14 protein-coding genes are annotated in these 17,998 nt (G+C 61.6%); 7 read left to right on the top strand and 7 right to left on the bottom strand.

Annotated elements, in window-relative coordinates; all coding sequences use genetic code 11:
• Positions 1-28: 28 nt before the first annotated feature.
• The 6 genes from fdhF to AT302_RS18130 form a co-directional block, all read right to left on the bottom strand.
• Positions 29-2,893, bottom strand: coding sequence for a formate dehydrogenase subunit alpha (gene fdhF / locus AT302_RS18155; RefSeq protein WP_087688431.1), 2,865 nt, complete (start codon positions 2,891-2,893; stop codon positions 29-31).
• A 13-nt stretch (positions 2,894-2,906) separates the two neighbouring features.
• A complete protein-coding gene (locus tag AT302_RS18150; protein ID WP_058379642.1) occupies positions 2,907-4,508 on the bottom strand; it encodes a formate dehydrogenase beta subunit in 1,602 nt (533 codons plus the stop codon).
• The gene (locus AT302_RS18145; protein ID WP_058379641.1) at positions 4,505-4,972 is read right to left on the bottom strand and encodes a formate dehydrogenase subunit gamma; all 468 of its coding nucleotides are present in this window, start codon (positions 4,970-4,972) and stop codon (positions 4,505-4,507) included. The genes AT302_RS18150 and AT302_RS18145 overlap by 4 nt, the downstream gene beginning before the upstream one ends.
• A 673-nt stretch (positions 4,973-5,645) precedes the next feature.
• Positions 5,646-6,359, bottom strand: coding sequence for a GntR family transcriptional regulator (locus AT302_RS18140; RefSeq protein WP_058379640.1), 714 nt, complete (start codon positions 6,357-6,359; stop codon positions 5,646-5,648).
• 29 nt (positions 6,360-6,388) lie between these two features.
• Complete coding sequence (locus AT302_RS18135) at positions 6,389-6,607, bottom strand: hypothetical protein (protein WP_058379639.1); 219 nt, start codon at positions 6,605-6,607, stop codon at positions 6,389-6,391.
• Between the two features lie 587 nt (positions 6,608-7,194).
• Positions 7,195-8,208 carry a 2-dehydropantoate 2-reductase gene (locus tag AT302_RS18130; protein WP_058379638.1) on the bottom strand — a complete coding sequence of 338 codons (1,014 nt, stop codon included), beginning with the start codon at positions 8,206-8,208 and terminating at the stop codon, positions 7,195-7,197.
• 741 nt (positions 8,209-8,949) lie between these two features.
• Here AT302_RS18130 and oxlT point away from each other — a divergent pair.
• From oxlT to AT302_RS18100, 7 genes are all read left to right on the top strand, one after another.
• On the top strand, positions 8,950-10,296 hold the full coding sequence (gene oxlT, locus AT302_RS18125; RefSeq protein ID WP_058379637.1) for an oxalate/formate MFS antiporter: 1,347 nt from the start codon (positions 8,950-8,952) through the stop codon (positions 10,294-10,296).
• 148 nt (positions 10,297-10,444) lie between these two features.
• Positions 10,445-12,235 carry an oxalyl-CoA decarboxylase gene (gene oxc, locus AT302_RS18120; RefSeq protein WP_217426772.1) on the top strand — a complete coding sequence of 597 codons (1,791 nt, stop codon included), beginning with the start codon at positions 10,445-10,447 and terminating at the stop codon, positions 12,233-12,235.
• A 25-nt stretch (positions 12,236-12,260) separates the two neighbouring features.
• A complete protein-coding gene (gene frc / locus AT302_RS18115) occupies positions 12,261-13,511 on the top strand; it encodes a formyl-CoA transferase (protein WP_058379636.1) in 1,251 nt (416 codons plus the stop codon).
• Positions 13,512-13,679: 168 nt separating this feature from the next.
• Positions 13,680-14,129 carry a PAS domain-containing protein gene (locus AT302_RS18110; RefSeq protein ID WP_058379635.1) on the top strand — a complete coding sequence of 150 codons (450 nt, stop codon included), beginning with the start codon at positions 13,680-13,682 and terminating at the stop codon, positions 14,127-14,129.
• Positions 14,130-14,543: 414 nt separating this feature from the next.
• A complete protein-coding gene (locus AT302_RS27695) occupies positions 14,544-14,687 on the top strand; it encodes a hypothetical protein (protein WP_157125825.1) in 144 nt (47 codons plus the stop codon).
• A 15-nt stretch (positions 14,688-14,702) separates the two neighbouring features.
• The gene (gene frc / locus AT302_RS18105; protein WP_058379634.1) at positions 14,703-15,950 is read left to right on the top strand and encodes a formyl-CoA transferase; all 1,248 of its coding nucleotides are present in this window, start codon (positions 14,703-14,705) and stop codon (positions 15,948-15,950) included.
• Between the two features lie 79 nt (positions 15,951-16,029).
• Complete coding sequence (locus AT302_RS18100) at positions 16,030-16,800, top strand: fumarylacetoacetate hydrolase family protein (RefSeq protein WP_058379633.1); 771 nt, start codon at positions 16,030-16,032, stop codon at positions 16,798-16,800.
• A gap of 128 nt (positions 16,801-16,928) precedes the next feature.
• On the opposite strand, the gene AT302_RS18095 is transcribed toward AT302_RS18100, so the two are convergent.
• On the bottom strand, positions 16,929-17,906 hold the full coding sequence (locus AT302_RS18095; RefSeq protein WP_058379632.1) for a LysR family transcriptional regulator: 978 nt from the start codon (positions 17,904-17,906) through the stop codon (positions 16,929-16,931).
• Between the last annotated feature and the right edge of the window lie 92 nt (positions 17,907-17,998).

Here is a 17,998-nt window from a genome sequence, read left to right as displayed (position 1 = left end):
TTCCCCTTAAGCAAACCCGGCCAAACTCTTACCCCGCGTTCGCTTCAGCCGCGCCCTGTGCGTGGCCCAGAAACGCTTCCTGCTGACGATTGAAGTCCGAGTACTGGCGCTGCCAATCCGACGGCTGTGCCACCGGCGTGACCTGCACCGCCGTTACCTTGTACTCGGGGCAGTTGGTCGCCCAGTCCGAGTTGTCGGTCGTGATGACGTTGGCTCCCGACTCCGGGAAGTGGAACGTCGTGTACACCACGCCCGGCTGCATGCGATCGCTCACGATCGCGCGCAGCACCGTCTCGCCCGCACGGCTCTGAATGCCGACCCAGTCGCCATCCTTCACGCCGCGTTCTTCTGCGTCATGGGGATGGAGCTCGAGCCGGTCTTCACTGTGCCAGTGGTTGTTGTCGGTACGACGCGTCTGTGCGCCGACGTTGTACTGCGACAGAATCCGGCCCGTGGTCAGAATGAGCGGGAAGCGGCGCGTCACCTTTTCGTCGGTCGGCACGTACTGCGTGATCAGGAACTTGCCCTTGCCGCGCACGAATTCGTCGATGTGCATGACCGGGGTGCCTTCCGGTGCTTCGGCATTACACGGCCATTGCACGCTGCCCAACTCGTCGAGTCTGGCGTAGCTCACCCCGCTGAACGTCGGCGTCAGGCGTGCGATTTCGTCCATGATTTCCGACGGGTGCGAGTAGTTCATCTCGTAGCCCAGACGCTTGGCGAGCATGATCGTCACTTCCCAGTCGGCGTAACCACCGCGCGGCGGCATCACCTGACGCACGCGCGAGATACGGCGCTCGGCGTTGGTGAACGTGCCGTCCTTCTCCAGGAACGACGAACCGGGCAGCAGCACGTGGGCGTACTTGGCGGTTTCGTTCAGGAAGATGTCCTGCACGACGATGCACTCCATCTGCTCCAGCGCGTGGGTCACGTGCTGCGTGTTCGGGTCGGACTGTACGATGTCCTCGCCTTGGCAGTACAGGCCCATGAAGGTGCCCGAGAGCGCGGCATCGAACATGTTCGGAATCCGCAGGCCCGGCTCCGATTGCAGTTCGACGCCCCATTCGGCTTCAAACAGCGCACGTGCGCTGGCATCCGAGACGTGGCGATAGCCCGGCAGTTCGTGCGGGAAGGCGCCCATGTCGCACGAGCCCTGCACGTTGTTCTGACCGCGCAACGGGTTGACACCCACGCCTTCGCGGCCGATGTTGCCCGTGGCCATCGAGAGGTTGGCGATGCCGATCACAGTCGTGGAGCCTTGCGCATGCTCGGTCACGCCCAGCCCGTAGTAAATCGCTGCGTTGCCGCCGGTGGCGTACAGACGCGCGGCACCACGCACCAGATGCGCCGGCACGCCGGTGTGCACTTCGGTGGCTTCCGGCGAATTTTCTGCGCGGGAGACGAAGTCACGCCATTGGCCGAAGGCACGGTCTTCACAGCGCTCGGCGATGAAGTCATCGGCCATCAGACCTTCGGTGACGATCACGTGGGCGAGGGCATTGACCATCGCCACGTTCGTGCCGGGGCGCAGTTGCAGGTGGTAATCGGCGTGGATGTGCGGGCTCTTCACCAGATCGATGCGACGCGGGTCGATCACGATCAGCTTGGCGCCTTCGCGCAAACGCTTCTTCATGCGCGAGCCGAACACCGGGTGGCCGTCGGTCGGGTTCGCACCCATCACCAGAATCACGTCTGAGTGTTCGACCGACTTGAACGTTTGCGTACCGGCCGATTCACCGAGCGTGGCTTTCAGGCCGTAGCCGGTCGGCGAGTGGCACACACGGGCGCAGGTGTCGACGTTGTTGTTACCGAAGGCGGCGCGCACGAGTTTTTGCACGAGGTAGTCTTCCTCGTTCGTGCAGCGCGACGACACCAGACCGCCGATCGAGTCACGACCGTATTTGGCCTGAATGCGCTTGAACTCCGACGCGGCGTAGTCGAGCGCCTCGTCCCACGACACTTCTTGCCACGGGTCGGTGATCTTCTTGCGGATCTTCGGCGTAAGGATGCGGTCCTTGTGCGTGGCGTAGCCCCATGCGAAGCGGCCCTTCACGCAGGCGTGACCTTCGTTGGCCTGACCGTCCTTGTGCGGCACCATGCGCACGACTTCATTGCCCTTCATCTCCGCCTTGAGCGAGCAGCCCACGCCGCAATAGGCGCAGGTGGTGACCTTGGCGTGCTCGGCCTGACCGAGGTGAATGACGGACTTCTCTTGCAGTGTTGCGGTCGGGCAGGCGGCCACGCAGGCGCCGCACGACACGCATTCCGAATCCATGAACGGCTGATCCTGCCCCGGTGAGACGCGGGCTTCGAAGCCGCGGCCCGAGATCGTCAGCGCAAACGTGCCCTGCGTTTCTTCACACGCACGAACGCAGCGATTGCAAACGATGCACTTCGAGGCGTCGTAGGTGAAGTAGGGGTTGGTTTCGTCTTTCTGGCTGTCGAAGTGGTTGGCGCCGTCGAAGCCGTAGCGCACTTCGCGCAGGCCCGTGACACCGGCCATGTCCTGCAATTCGCAGTCGCCGTTCGCCGCACAGGTCAGGCAGTCGAGCGGGTGATCGGAGATGTACAGCTCCATCACGCCCTTGCGCAGCTCCTGCAACTTCGGCGTTTGCGTGCGCACTTTCATGCCCGGCTCAACCGGCGTGGTGCACGACGCGGGGAAGCCGCGACGGCCTTCGATTTCCACCAGACACAGGCGGCACGAGCCGAACGGCTCCAGCGAGTCGGTGGCGCACAGCTTGGGCACGTTCACGCCGCCTTCGGACGCCGCACGCATGATCGACGTGCCGGCGGGCACGGTGATCTGCTCGCCGTCGATTTCCAGCGTGACTTCTTTCTGCGACTCGCGACGCGGCGTGCCGTAATCCTTTTCGAACATCGGGTCCATCATGGTGAGGGCTCTCCTAGGCGGCCTTAGTCGGCTGGTTCGATGCTTCAGCCGCGCCGAAGTCTTCGGGGAAATGGTTCAGTGCCGACAGCACGGGGTAGGGCGTCATGCCGCCCATCGCGCACAGCGAGCCGGCCAGCATGGTGTCGCACAGGTCGCGCAACAATTTGATCTGTTTGGGACGGTCGCGCCCGTCGATGATGCGGTCCATCACTTCGACGCCGCGCGTCGAGCCGATGCGGCACGGCGTGCATTTGCCGCACGATTCGATGGTGCAGAACTCCATCGCGTAGCGCGCCAGCTTGGCGAGATCGACGGTGTCGTCGTGGGCCACGATGCCGCCGTGACCGAGCACGGCCCACAGCGCAGCAAACGCTTCGTAGTCGAGCGGCGTGTCCCACTGCGATTCGGGCAGATACGAGCCGAGCGGGCCGCCGACTTGCACGGCGCGCAGCGGGCGGCCGGTAATGGCGCCACCGCCGTAGTCGTACAGAATCTCGCGCAGCGTGACACCGAAGGCCTTCTCGATCAGGCCGCCGTACTTGATGTTGCCCGCCAGCTGAATCGGCAGCGTGCCGCGCGAGCGGCCCATGCCGAAGTTCTTATAGAAGTCGGCGCCGCGATCCATGATGATCGGCACCGAGGCCAGCGAGATCACGTTGTTGATGACCGTCGGCTGGCCGAACAGACCTTCGATGGCGGGCAGCGGCGGCTTGGCGCGCACCACACCGCGCTTGCCTTCGAGGCTTTCGAGCAACGCGGTCTCTTCGCCGCAGACATACGCGCCGGCGGCCTTGCGCACTTCCAGATGGAACGTCTTGCCCGAGCCGAGAATGTTCTCGCCGAGATAGCCGGCGGCCTTCGCGTTGACGATGGCTTCGTTGAGTACGTCAATCGAATGCGGGTACTCGCTACGTACGTAGATGTAGCCGCGCGTGGCGCCGACGGCGATGCCGCCAATGGTCATGCCTTCGACAAGTACGAGCGGGTCGCCTTCCATCAGCATGCGGTCGGCAAACGTGCCGGAGTCGCCTTCGTCGGCGTTGCAGACGATGTACTTCTGTGCCGACGGCGTGTTCAGTACTGTCTTCCACTTGATGCCGGTCGGGAAGGCTGCGCCGCCTCGGCCGCGCAGGCCCGAATCGGTGACTTGCGTGACGATGGCGGCACCGTCCATGGCGAGGACGTTGCGCAGGCCGCGATAGCCGTCGTGAGCGACGTAATCGTCGACCGAGACGGGATCGGTCACGCCCACGCGGGCGAACGTGAGACGTTCCTGCTGCTTCAGATACGGGATTTCTTCGGTCAGGCCGAGTGCGAGCGGGTGATCGCCACCGGTGATGACGTTCGCATCGAACAGGGCCGGCACGTCGTCGACCTCGACCGGGCCGTAAGCGACGCGGCCTGCCGGCGTGGCGACTTCGAGCAGCGGTTCGAGCCAGAGCATGCCGCGCGTGCCGTTGCGTACCAGTTCGATGGCAATGCCGCGTGCGGCCGCTTCAGCGACGATGGCCTCGGCGACTTCGTCGGCACCGAGGGCGAGGGCGGCAGAGTCGCGCGGCAGGTAGAGACGCACGGTGCCGGTCGATGGGCTGGATTGGGCGGGAGCTTGGCTCATACGGCATCCTTCGCGCGGGCGAGCAGGCGGTCGAATTTCTCGGGGGTGACGCGCGCGTGCAGCTTGTCGTCGATGGTGATGGCCGGCGACGTGGCGCACTGGCCAAGGCAAAACACGGGTTCTAGCGCGACATCGCCGCTATGGGCGTGCATCGCGCAACCGATGACGCGCTCGGCATGCGCCACGAGGGCGTCGGCCCCCATGCTCTGACAGGCTTCGGCACGACAAATCTGCACCACGTGGCGCGGCGGCGCACTGGTGCGGAAGTGGTGATAGAACGTGATCACGCCGTGAACTTCGGCGCGCGAGAGATTGAGGGCGTTGGCGATAACGGGCACGGCGTCCGGGGGCACGAAGCCGAAGGCTTCCTGAACGTCGTGGAGGATGGGCAATAGCGGCCCTTCCTGCGCTGCATGAGCGTCCAGAATCGCTTGCACCGTCGCGACGGAATAAGCCTCGCGCATGGCAGTTGTCTCCTGTTTGGCTTGCCGGGGGGAACGGCGCACCTGCGGGTATGAATATGTTTTGTCTACCGCAATTAAATTCCGGCAAACCTGTTCGGCTTGCCCCGGGGCGAGAGGCCCGATAAAAACGCATCCGGAAGACGCGGCTCGGGTCTAGCGATTAGCGTTGACGCCGGATGCGTGTGCGGCACATAGCCCCCACCATATGCCGCACGAGCTGGCCTCTCGCCCGTTGCTTACATCATGAACCGGAACTGCCAAGCCTCGCTGATCCGCGAGCGGCTTGTCGCCCACTTTCCCGGGCGGCGCTTCGTCACGTCAGGGGCGGCATGGGGAGTGGCCGTCTTGTCGGTGCCGAAGCATCAGTATGTGAAACACGATATATGATATACGGTATACGTGCAATAGCTTGAGAGGGCGTTTGGCAGGCTCGTTTACCCGAGGTGGCCGAGGTGGCCGGGGTCGGGTGACTTGGATGATGCGAATGACGTGAACGACGGGGTGATGCGGGGCGTCGGCGAGCGCGACGCGCAGAGTGCGGCTAATAGAGTATGCCGTGGAGTCGGGCGGGAAGGGCGGGGAAACAAAAAAGCCAGCGGCACGAGTGTGCGGCTGGCTTTCTTTGTGCGCAGATGCGATGCGCTTGGCGGACGTCAGCCGCCGGTCATACCGATCAGTCGAGGAAGTCGCAATGCTCTTCGACGAACGCGGCCAGACCGAGGGTGTGGTCGCGCGCAAGCTTCTCGGCCAGTTCCGTATCGCGTTTTTCCAGCGCAGTAATGATCTTCAGGTGGTCGACAATCGAGCGTGCGGCCCGGTCGTTCTGAGCGATCGTCACTTTACGAATGGCACGTACGTGAATGAACAGGTTCTTGATGGTGTTCGCAATCGCTTGCGAGCCGCCAAGATTGATCAGCGCCTGATGGAAGTCGATGTTGGCGTCGGAATACTCTTCGATGTGGTCCGTCGGCGGTGCATTGACGAATTCGTCGAACAGATGGCGCAGCTTCGCGATTTCGTCGTCCGACGCATGCAGCGTTGCCAGACGGGCCGACATGCCCTCAAGGGCGGCCCACATCTGAATCATCTCGACGATTTCACGCTTGGTCTTGCGGATGATGAAGATGCCACGACGCGGCACAGTACGCAGAAAACCTTCCTGTTCCAGCAAGGTCATCGCTTCGCGAATCGGGGTGCGCGAAACGCCAAGCTCCTGGATGAGCTGACGCTCGTCCAGGCGGATCTCTTCTTTCCGGTTATAGATATCAGCATCTGCGATGGCTTTTTTCAGCCGCGCATACGCCTGATTACGAAAACTCGTGGTGGTATCGATCGGCCCCAGCGCGAGTGGTGTCACTCGCTCCGGAGTTGGGGTGATCAGGGACATGCAATAGTCTCCTAGGTATTACGGCCTCCTCAGAGGCGCAATGCTTGCTGCCCCACGACGGTTGCCGGCTTCGTGACGAGTTTACCCGATTCGATTGCCTGCGTGGTTTCCGCCAGGTAAGCGAAGCGGCCGTTCTTCTCGGCCTTTTCAAGCATCGACGCCGGCAGCGATGCATACAGATGAACCATGGCAATACCGGTGGCGAGGGCGGCAGCGAGGGCGAGCAAAGTCAGCGCAGCGACAAACATGATGACACTCCTGAAAGACGAAAATTGATCAGTACGTGGGGGAGAACTTGCTTTGCATTGTATGTCGCAACGCAGCAAGTCTCAAGATATACCACATACGGAATATCAAAATTTATCGTTTTTCGGGACGTTCTATGGGTGTCACCCCCAGTCGATGGGCCGATTTTGTCTCTTTTTCCGATAGTGCCGGGCGGGTCGATGCGCGGCGCTGACCTCCTCAAGTGTCCGGTTGGCGTGCAAGAGTGTGGATTTCGGGACGCGATGATCGTGCGCTGTCAGTCGCGTGCTCGAAGGTGTCCTCAAAAAGGGGAAAACGGTGATATTGCGTTGCCGCGAAACCACAGCCGGTATTGCGTACATTCAGCAGGCAAGCGGCGAAGGCACCCAAAAAGGGCCAAATACAAATCGGGACCGGCGGGGCAGGGCCGACTGCGGCGGGACCCGCCCTGAGGTTGTTGCCGCAACCGGCCCTTCTATATAGATAGGGTGCGTGACAAGCGAAGTACAACGCCCACCTGCCACGCACTCTATATCAGTAGCGATTTCCCGCTAACGGCTCGGGCTCGCCCCAGTTCGAGCAAGTTCGCTCAGGCGGCCTTGGCCAGCCGTGCCTGCGCAGCGGCGACAGCATCGGGCTGGGTCATGAACTCGCGTTGCTGAATCAATGCGAGCACCACATCGAGCGTGGGCGTGGGCACGCCAGCGAGGCGGCCCATTTCCTGAACGACGGAGACGAGCGGATCGATTTCCATGGCCCGGCCGCGCTCGAGATCCTGAAGCATCGACGTCTTGTGCGAACCGACGGCACCCGCGCCATTAATACGACGCTCGACGTCGACGCGGAAATGCACACCGAGCTTGTCGCCGATGGCTTTGGCTTCGAGCATCATGGCTCGGGCGACGGCCCGCGTGCCCGGATCGCTGGCGATGATGTCCAGCGTGCCGTGCGTGAGCGCCGAGATCGGGTTGAAGCAGAGGTTGCCCCACAGCTTGAGCCAGATCTCATCGCGGATGTTTTCGCGAATCGGGGCATCGAGCCCGCCTTCGGTCATGATCTTTGCCAGCGCTTCCACACGAGGCGTACGTTCACCGCTGGCTTCGCCGAGCGGAAACTTGTTGCCGTACACGTGCTGAATCACGCCGGGCGCAACGACTTCGGTGGCCGGATAAACGACGCAGCCGATGGCGCGCTCGGGGCCAAGCTGGCGCCACTGACGGCCGCCCGGATCGATGCTCTCGAGGGTGCTGCCCTCCAGCGCGCCGCCGTGCTTATAGAAGTACCAGTAGGGAATGCCGTTCACGGCAGTCACCACCGCAGTGTCCGGCCCGATGAGCGGCTGCATGGCGTCGAGTACCGCCGGCACTGAGTGCGCCTTGAGCGCGATGATGACGTAGTCCTGCGGACCGAGCTCACGCGGATCGTCGGTGCAACGCAGCTGGGCGACGCGTTCCTCGCCGTCGATCAACAACTTGAGTCCGTGCTCGCGCATCGCCGCGAGATGCGGTCCGCGCGCCACCAGACTGACATCGGCCCCGGCGCGCGCAAGCTGCACGCCGAGATAACCACCGATGGCACCGGCGCCATAGATGCAAATCTTCATGAAGTCTCCCTCCACAAATGGTCAATCGAAACTTGGCCTTTTATTTTTCTAATATCAAATGTTGTATATCGTATATCACAAGGCGGGAAGCACCAAGCTTTCCCGTCACTTAACGTGTCATGGTTTCCCCGCGGTCGATCGGTTAAGGCATTAAAGGATGGGGGAGGGATGTGTGAGCGCGACCGTCATTGCGCCTCGGCGAATTGACGCAAAAAGCGGTGGGCGAGTGAATTATTACGGTGTGTTACAGCGAGGTCGAGCGTTCGTCGATACATCTCTCTTGTGAGAGAAATTATCAAAAATATCGTCTTGTGCTCGTTTTAAAAATCCTCAAGGACGCCGATATAAAAGGGCGGAGCGCCTTATTCGGCGTGCCTCCCGGATCAGGTTAACTCCTTAGTATTTTCGCATTGCGTTGTTGCGGCGCTCCGGCCTACAGTTGCCTTACTGTATCTAGCCGCCACTTGGAACAGTGCCTCGCGTGCCGTGGACGTTTTCGAAGCAATGGACCGAAAACGCCTGCGGCACGCGAGGGGGATAGCGAGAAAAGCAATAAATTAGTGTTGACTTATATCTGATATATCGTATATTTCGTTCGGTATATTTGCGGTGGACGACGTCGCATCGCAAGCATCAGAGACAAAGTCGACGAGGCCAAGACCTCGTAAAAGCATACCCAGGGGGCATAGACCCCATCCGGAAGGTGTTGTTGTTGTGAAGCTGTCAAACAACTGAAAACCGATGGAGGAGGTACAAGTGGAGACGACAAATCAACACGGTAAGACATCCGTGTTCGCGAGCCCTTGGGTTCAGCTCGCGTTCGGCGTGATTTGTATGGCGATGATCGCCAACTTGCAATACGGGTGGACGCTGTTCGTCAATCCGATCGATGAAAAGTATCACTGGGGCCGCACGGCCATTCAGGTGGCATTCACGATCTTCGTGGTCACCGAGACGTGGCTGGTGCCGATTGAAGGCTATCTGGTCGACCGCTTCGGTCCGCGTCCGGTGGTGGTGGGCGGCGGTCTGCTTTGCGGGGTGGCGTGGGCGTTGAATGCCTATGCCGATTCGCTGGCGATGCTGTATTTCGCTGCGGCAGTGGGTGGTGTCGGTGCCGGTGCTGTTTATGGCACTTGCGTGGGTAACGCGCTCAAGTGGTTCCCGGCAAACCGGGGTCTGGCCGCAGGGCTGACGGCAGCGGGCTTTGGTGCAGGCTCGGCCCTGACCGTGGTGCCGATTGCCAACATGATCAAGAGCAGCGGCTACGAAAACACCTTCCTGGTGTTCGGTCTTGGCCAGGGCATCATCGTGCTGGTACTGGGTCTCGCGCTCGCTTCGCCGCCGGCCGCCTTCGAGGCACTCAAGAAGCTTGCTCCGGGCGCACGCCGCTACGACGCCAAGCCGACCGAAGTCATGCGCAGCCCGGTGTTCTGGCTGATGTATCTGATGTTCGTGCTGATGGCCGCTGGCGGTCTGATGGCAACGGCTCAGCTCGGCCCGATCGCCAAGGACTACGGCCTGGACGGCACGCCTGTCTCGCTGATGGGCCTGACGCTGCCGGCACTGACCTTCGCACTGGCCATCGACCGGGTACTGAACGGGGTGACGCGTCCGATCTTCGGCTGGATTTCCGACAAGATCGGTCGTGAAAACACGATGTTCATCGCCTTCGCGATGGAAGCCGCGGGTATCTACGCACTGTCGGTCTGGGGTCAACACCCGGTCGCGTTCGTGATTCTCACGGGCCTCGTGTTCTTCGCCTGGGGTGAAATCTACAGCCTGTTCCCGGCCACTTGCGCCGACACCTTCGGTTCGAAGTACGCCGCGACCAACGCCGGCATGCTCTACACCGCCAAGGGAACGGCCGCATTGCTGGTGCCATTTACCAGCGTCATCACCGCCACAACAGGTAGCTGGCACGCCGTGTTCATGATTGCAGTCGTCATGAATGCCACTGCCGCCGTACTTGCGCTCTTCGTGCTCAAGCCGATGCGCGCCCGACTGGCCCAACGCTACGCGGACAGCAGTGCCCGCGCTGCCGAGGAAGTCATGACCAAACCAGCAGACTTGTCCCGCAGTACGACCTGAGGAACAGGCGCCGGCAGGAGTGCCGCGCGCGATACCACCAGAGTTACGGGGTAGCGCGCGCGGCATGCAAGACAGTATTGAAGTCCTAAAGTAATCGTCAGCGAAAGACGACGCAACACTGAAACCGGAAAAATTGGAGGAGAGAATTATGTCCATTGCGATGACCGTGCCAGTCGGCAAGGCGGAAAACAACACCGCGGGCGACACGCTCAAAGACAGCAGCCGACACGCGAACATCGTGTCCGAGGCAGAAACGACTGATGGTTTCCATCTGGTCATCGATGCCCTGAAAGCGAACGACATTGACACTATCTTTGGTCTGGTGGGGATTCCCATCACCGATCTGGCCCGCCTCGCGCAAGCGGAAGGCATGCGCTTCATCGGTTTCCGTCATGAACAGCACGCCGGCAACGCTGCCGCCATTGCTGGCTACATGACTCAGAAGCCCGGCATTTGCCTGACGGTGTCCGCACCGGGTTTCCTGAACGGCCTGACGGCACTGGCGAACGCCACCACCAACTGCTTCCCGATGATCTTGATCAGCGGCTCGAGCGAGCGCGAGATCGTCGACTTGCAGCAGGGTGACTACGAAGAGATGGACCAGCTCAACGCTGCCAAGCCGTACTGCAAGGCCGCCTACCGCGTGCTGCATGCAGAAGACATCGGCGTGGGCGTGGCCCGTGCGATTCGCGCGGCCGTGTCGGGCCGTCCGGGTGGCGTGTATCTGGATCTGCCGGCCAAGCTGCTGGCTCAGACCCTCGATGCGCAGAAGGCGAAGGATTCGCTGATTCGTGTGATCGACGCAGCACCGCGTCAGATCCCGGCACCGGACTCGGTGAAGCGCGCACTCGACGTGATCAAGAACGCCAAGCGTCCGCTGATTCTGCTGGGCAAGGGCGCAGCCTACGCGCAAGCCGACGCGGATATTCGTGCGCTGGTGGAAAAGTCGGGCATTCCGTATCTGCCGATGTCGATGGCCAAGGGCCTGCTGCCCGATACGCATGAACAATCGGCTGCCGCCGCACGCTCGTTCGTGTTGCAAGAAGCTGACGTGGTCGTGCTGATCGGTGCCCGCCTGAACTGGCTGCTCGCGCACGGCAAGGGCAAGACGTGGGGCGCCGCACCGAAGAAGTTCGTGCAGATCGACATCTCGCCGACGGAAATCGACAGCAACGTGGCGATTGCCGCGCCGGTGATCGGCGATATCGGCTCGTGCGTGTCGGCACTGTTGGCCGGCATCGACAGCAACTTCGGCAAGCCGAGTGCTGAGTGGACTGGCGCGATTGCGGAACGCAAGAACAAGAATCTGGCCAAGATGGCGGCAACGCTCGACCAGAATCCGTCGCCGATGAATTTCCACAGCGCACTGCGCTCGATTCGCGACGTGCTGAAGGCGTACCCGGACATCAACCTGGTGAACGAAGGCGCGAACACGCTGGACTATGCCCGCAGCATCATCGACCAGTACCAGCCGCGCAAGCGCTTTGACTCGGGTACGTGGGGCATTATGGGTATCGGCATGGGCTTCGCGATCGGCGCAGCCGTGACGAGCGGCAAGCCGGTGGTGGCGATTGAAGGCGACAGCGCCTTCGGTTTCAGCGGCATGGAACTGGAAACGATCTGCCGTTACGACCTGCCGGTCACGACGATCATCTTCAACAACAACGGCGTGTATCGCGGCACCGACGTGAACCCGACGGGTGGCAAGGACGTGGCCCCGACGGTGTTCGTGAAGGGCGCGCGCTACGACAAGATGATCGAAGCCTTCGGCGGTATCGGTTACCACGTCACGACGCCGGAAGAACTGACGAAGGCGTTGCAAGACGCCATCAAGTCGGGCAAGCCGACGCTGATCAACGCCGTGATCGACGAAGCGGCGGGCACGGAAAGCGGCCGCCTGACCAATCTGAATCCGCAAAGCGCGGCGATGAAAAAGTAACTCGAGTCAATTAAGGAGACATGACATGAGCAAACCCCTCGAAGGCATCAAGATCATCGACTTCACGCACGTGCAAGCCGGCCCGGCCTGCACCCAGTTGCTGGCATGGTTCGGTGCGGACGTGATCAAGGTGGAGCGCCCGGGTTCGGGCGACGTGACGCGTAATCAACTGCGCGACATTCCCGAGGCCGACGCGCTGTACTTCACGATGCTCAACAGCAACAAGCGCTCGCTGACGCTGGACACGAAGACGCAGGAAGGCAAGGAAGTGCTGGAGAAGCTGGTGCGTGAATCGGACGTGCTGGTGGAAAACTTCGCACCGGGCGCACTGGACCGCATGGGCTTCACGTGGGAGCGTCTGAACGAACTGAACCCGAAGCTGATCGTGGCATCGGTGAAGGGCTTCTCGGACGGTCACCACTACGAAGACCTGAAGGTCTACGAAAACGTGGCGCAGTGCGCCGGCGGTGCCGCCTCGACGACGGGCTTCTGGGACGGTCCTCCCACGGTGTCGGCCGCAGCACTGGGCGACAGCAACACGGGTATGCACTTGGCGATCGGTATTCTGACGGCGCTGATCGGTCGCGGCCAGACGGGCCGTGGTCAGAAGGTTGCCGTGTCGATGCAGGATTCGGTCATCAACCTGTGCCGCGTGAAGCTGCGCGACCAGCAACGTCTGGACCGTGTCGGCTTCCTGGAAGAGTATCCGCAGTACCCGCACGGCGAGTTCAGCGACGTGGTGCCCCGTGGCGGTAACGCCGGCGGCGGCGGCCAACCGGGCTGGGTGCTGAAGTGCAAGGGCTGGGAAACGGACCCGAACGCTTACATCTACTTCACGATCCAAGGCCACGCCTGGGAACCGATTTGCCGCGCACTGGGCAAGCCGGAGTGGATCAGCGATCCGAACTACGCCACGGCGCAAGCCCGTCAGCCGCACATCTTCGACATCTTCAAGACGATCGAAGAGTGGCTCGCCGACAAGACGAAGTTCGAAGCAGTGGACATCCTGCGCAAGTTCGATATTCCTTGCGCGCCGGTGCTGTCGATGAAGGAAATCGCGAACGATCCGTCGCTGCGCGCTTCGGGCACGATCGTGGAAGTGCCGCACAAGGAACGTGGTTCGTACCTGACGGTCGGCAGCCCGATCAAGTTCTCGGGCCTGAAGCCGGAAATCACGGGTTCGCCGCTGCTGGGCGAGCACACGGAAGAGATTCTGGCCGAGCTGGGCTACAGCAAGGATCAGATTGGCAAGCTGCATACCGCCAAGGCGATCTGAGCGGTTGTCGTGAACTGACGTAGTTTGGTAGTTGTGCAGGTGCCGCACCTTTTTCGGGGGCGGCACCTGTTGTCGCTTTTTCGGGACCGCATTGTCTTTTGATTCATGTATTTTTGTGGCATGTTTTAGCAGCAGCGCATCATCCCCCATAGAACAGCAGGAGACACCATGAGTGCATCGGTGGACGCAGCACAGTTGGTTCAGGTCGTCGGCGACGCGATCGTCGTGGCCGACCCGAAGAACATCATCACGTTGTGGAACGCCGGCGCCGAAAAGATGTTCGGCTTCTCGGCAAGCGAAGCCGTCGGGCAACCGCTGGACATCATCATCCCGGAACGCCTGCGTCATCGTCACAACGAAGGCTATGAAAAAACCATGGCCACCGGCGAGACGAAGTACGGCAGCGATTTGCTCAAGGTGCCTGCTACCCATAAAGATGGGCGCGCCATGTCGATCGCTTTTACCGTGGCACTCTTGCGTGACGCGCAAGGGCAGGTGAGTGGCATCGTCGCCGTCATTCGCGATGAAACCGCACGCTTTCAGGAAGACCGCCAACTCCGCAAACGGCTCGCTGAACTCGAAGCCAAAGTCGGCGAGCTGACCAGCTCCCGCGCCTGATTCTGCCCCTCATGTATTGATGCACGCCTGCCGCACTCGCGGCAGGTTCTGTTTTTCTCGCTTTCCATTCCGCGTTCCATCCCCCCTTTAAAACCTCCCCCCAGACAGACCGGGGCCCCTTCTCGCTGCTCAGACAGTGTTCAACTCGCCTCGAGAAGGGGCCCCGATCTGTCTCGTCCACCGTTGGCGGCATGCCTGTAAACCCGTAGCCAGTGCTAGGGGTTCTTTAAATGCTGCGGCGCAAATCCCTTTAAACATAGGCATTTGGCCGGAATTCTTCCGTTCGTTTCGCAGTGCAGCATCTTGCATTGGCAAAAAATAGCCGTTGATAAAATATCGTGTATGAAATACTGTATATCACAACCAAATACCAACATAACGGCCCTTGCAGCCGAGCCCGAGGAGGAGACAACCATGGCACTCATCGCCATCGCATGTCCGAATACCGTCAGCGTTTTCGCTGGCGACACCCTGATGCAGATGTGCCGCGAGGCGGATCTTCAGGGCCATCGACCCGTTCCTGCGCACGGCATCGCTGCGCAGGCGCTGATTCGCTAACGACAGGGGTCGATCATGAGCAAGGCACTCGAAGGCGTGCGCATCCTCGACTTCACACACGTGCAGTCGGGACCGACTTGCACGCAGCTGCTGGCTTGGTTTGGCGCGGACGTCATCAAGATCGAACGGGCAGGCCACGGCGATGTGACGCGCGATCAACTGCGCGACATCCCGGACGCCGACAGTCTGTATTTCACGATGCTCAACAGCAACAAGCGCTCGATCACGCTCGACACGAAGCACCCGGAAGGTAAGGCGGTGCTGGAGCGCATGATTCGCGACTGTGACGTGCTGGTGGAGAATTTCGCGCCCGGCGCGCTCGATCGCATGGGCTTCACGTGGGAACACATCCACTCGCTGAACCCGCGCATGATCGTGGCCTCGGTGAAAGGCTTCGGCCCCGGCCCGTATCAGGACTGCAAGGTCTACGAGAACGTGGCGCAGTGTGTGGGCGGCGCGGCCTCGACGACGGGCTTCGACGACGGCCCGCCCATGGTGACAGGCGCGCAGATCGGCGATTCGGGCACCGGCCTGCATCTGGCACTCGGCATCGTGACGGCGCTCTATCAGCGCACGATGACGGGGCAGGGGCAACGCGTGCTGGCAGCCATGCAGGACGGTGTGCTGAATCTGTGCCGCGTGAAGCTGCGCGATCAGCAACGTCTGGAACGCACGAACGTGATGGAAGAGTACCCGCAATACCCGAACGGTCAGTTCGGCGATGCGGTGCCCCGCGCAGGCAATGCCTCGGGCGGCGGTCAGCCGGGCTGGATCGTGAAGTGCAAGGGCTGGGAGACGGACCCGAACGCTTATATCTACTTCATCACGCAAGCGCCGGTGTGGGGCTCGATCTGCAAGGTGATCGGCAAGCCGGAGTGGGTGGAACATCCGGAATACGCCACGCCGCGTGCGCGTCTGCCGCGTCTGCGCGAGATCTTCGACACGATCGAACTCTGGACGATGACCAAGACGAAGTTCGAGGTCATGAACATTCTCAATGAGTACGACATTCCGTGCGGCCCGATTCTTTCGATGAAGGAAATCGCCGAGGACATGTCGCTGCGCGAGACGGGCACGATCGTGGAAGTGGATCACCCGAAGCGCGGCAAGTACCTCACGGTGGGCAACCCGATCAAGCTTTCCGACAGCCCGACGCACGTGGAGCGCTCGCCGCTGCTCGGCGAACACACGGACGATGTGCTCTCGGAGTTCGGCTACAGCTCGCAGCAGATCGCGGCACTGCGCGAAGTCGGCGCAGTGTGAATGACTTCAAGAAGTCGCGTCCGGCGCGCGCATGCTCAGGTGTGCCGCGTCGCCGGACCGTTACCGGAATGGCAAACGCATGAAGCTCTGGACCCGTTTCAAGACCGCCCAAGGCCGCATCGGCTTTGGCCTTCTCAAGGGCGACCAAATCCTCGAACACCGCGGCAGTCTCTACGACACGCCGATCGCCACGGGCGCCACGATCGCGCGCGACTCGGTCGATCTGCTGTGCCCGTGCGAGCCGTCGAAGATCGTGGCGCTGTGGAACAACTACCACGCGCTCGGCGCGAAGCTCGGCAAGGCCGCGCCCTCGCACCCGCTCTTTCTCATCAAGCCTGCCACGACGCTGCTCGGCCCGAACGAGGTGATTCGCCGTCCCGCCGCGTATGCGGGGAAGATTGTTTTCGAGGGCGAGCTGGGCGTCGTGATCGGCAAGCGCACGAGCAACGTCAGCGTGGAAGCGGCGCGCGATCACATCCTCGGCTACACACTGGTCAACGACGTCACGGCCGCTGAAATCATCGGCGAAGACGAGAACTTTGCGCAGTGGACCCGCGCGAAAGGCTACGACACGTTCGGCTGCATCGGCCCGGTGATCGCGCAGGATTTCGACTGGCGTGAAGCGGAACTGGTCACGCAACTGGACGGCGCGGAACGCCAGCGCTATCCGCTCGCGGACATGATCTTCAACCCGTGGGAGCAGGTCTCGCGCATCTCGCAAGACATGACGCTGCTGCCCGGCGATGTGATCGCCGTGGGCACGTCGGTCGGCGTGGGCTCGATGAAGGAAGGCCAGTTGGTGGAAGTGAGCATCGACGGTCTGGGCACGCTCGCCAACCGCATGGGCTGATGCACTGATTTCACGGTGGTCGGCCGGGGTGGCAATGGCCTGAGTCGATCGCCCTTTTTCATTCGGCAGTCCGGCATTTCGCGAGGCGTATCGCGCGAACGGCCGGACTGCCGCATGCATCCGGGATATCAGCGAGCGGTGTCGGACCTGTCCGGCCGGTCAGCCGCTTCGGGCGGCGGCAGCGGGCTCTTGTAAGCCATCATGCCGTCGATCAGGGCCGCGCCCTCGGTGAGCAGGAACTGGCGGAATGCGTGGGCGACGGGCGGCAGGCGTTTGCTGCGCCGATGCACGATGTACCAGCTCTGCCACGCCGGAAAGCCCTGCACATCGAGCACGACGAGGTTGCCGGTCTGAAGCTCCATGCCGACGGTGTGAGCTGACAGGAACGAGACGCCCATGCCGGCAATGACGGCCTGCTTGATGGTCTCGGTGCTCGATATTTCCATCGCGATCTGCAACTGCGACATGCGATGGCCGAAGGCGTCCTGCATCGAGTTCCATGTGTCGGAGCCGCGCTCGCGACAGATGAACGGCTCGGCCGCAAGGCGTGCGAACGGAATTTGCCGAAGTCCGGCAAGCGCGTGGTCGGGCGGCGCGACGATGACGTAGGGGTGCGGCGCGAAAACTTCGTTGACGGTATCGATCTCGTGCGGCGGGCGCACCATCACGGCCAGATCGGTCAGGTTTTCGGTCAGTTGATGCAGCAGTTCCTCGCGGTTATGCACCGTGAGGTTGAGGGTGATGCCGGGATGCTGGGCGGTGAAGGCGGCCAGCACACGCGGAAAGAAGTAGTCGCCCGCGCTGATGACGGCCACGTTGAGCTTGCCACCGGTAATGCCTTTGAGGTGATCCATCGCCTCTTCGGTTTCGCGGAAGAGGGCAATGATGGCGCGGCTGTAGTGCAGCATTTCGCTGCCCGCCGGCGTGAGAAAGATCTTTTTACCGAGCTGTTCGAATAGCGGCAGTCCGGCGTGCGTCTCGAGTTGCTTGACTTGGGTCGAGACGGCCGGTTGCGTGAGGTGGAGTTCTTCGGCGGCGCGCGAGAAGCTCAGATGGCGCGCCACAGCTTCGAAGACCTTCAACTGGCGGAGCGTGGCGTTTTTCATGCGATGAAGTATAAGCAATCGTAGATGGTTTGCATAATTAACTTTAACTGTCTTTTATAGGTGGGGCTGCGTAATCTGCAATGGCAGCCCGC

It is taken from the genome of Pandoraea norimbergensis (assembly GCF_001465545.3).
Lineage (GTDB): Bacteria > Pseudomonadota > Gammaproteobacteria > Burkholderiales > Burkholderiaceae > Pandoraea > Pandoraea norimbergensis.
This window is presented reverse-complemented; position numbering and strand designations above follow the sequence as displayed.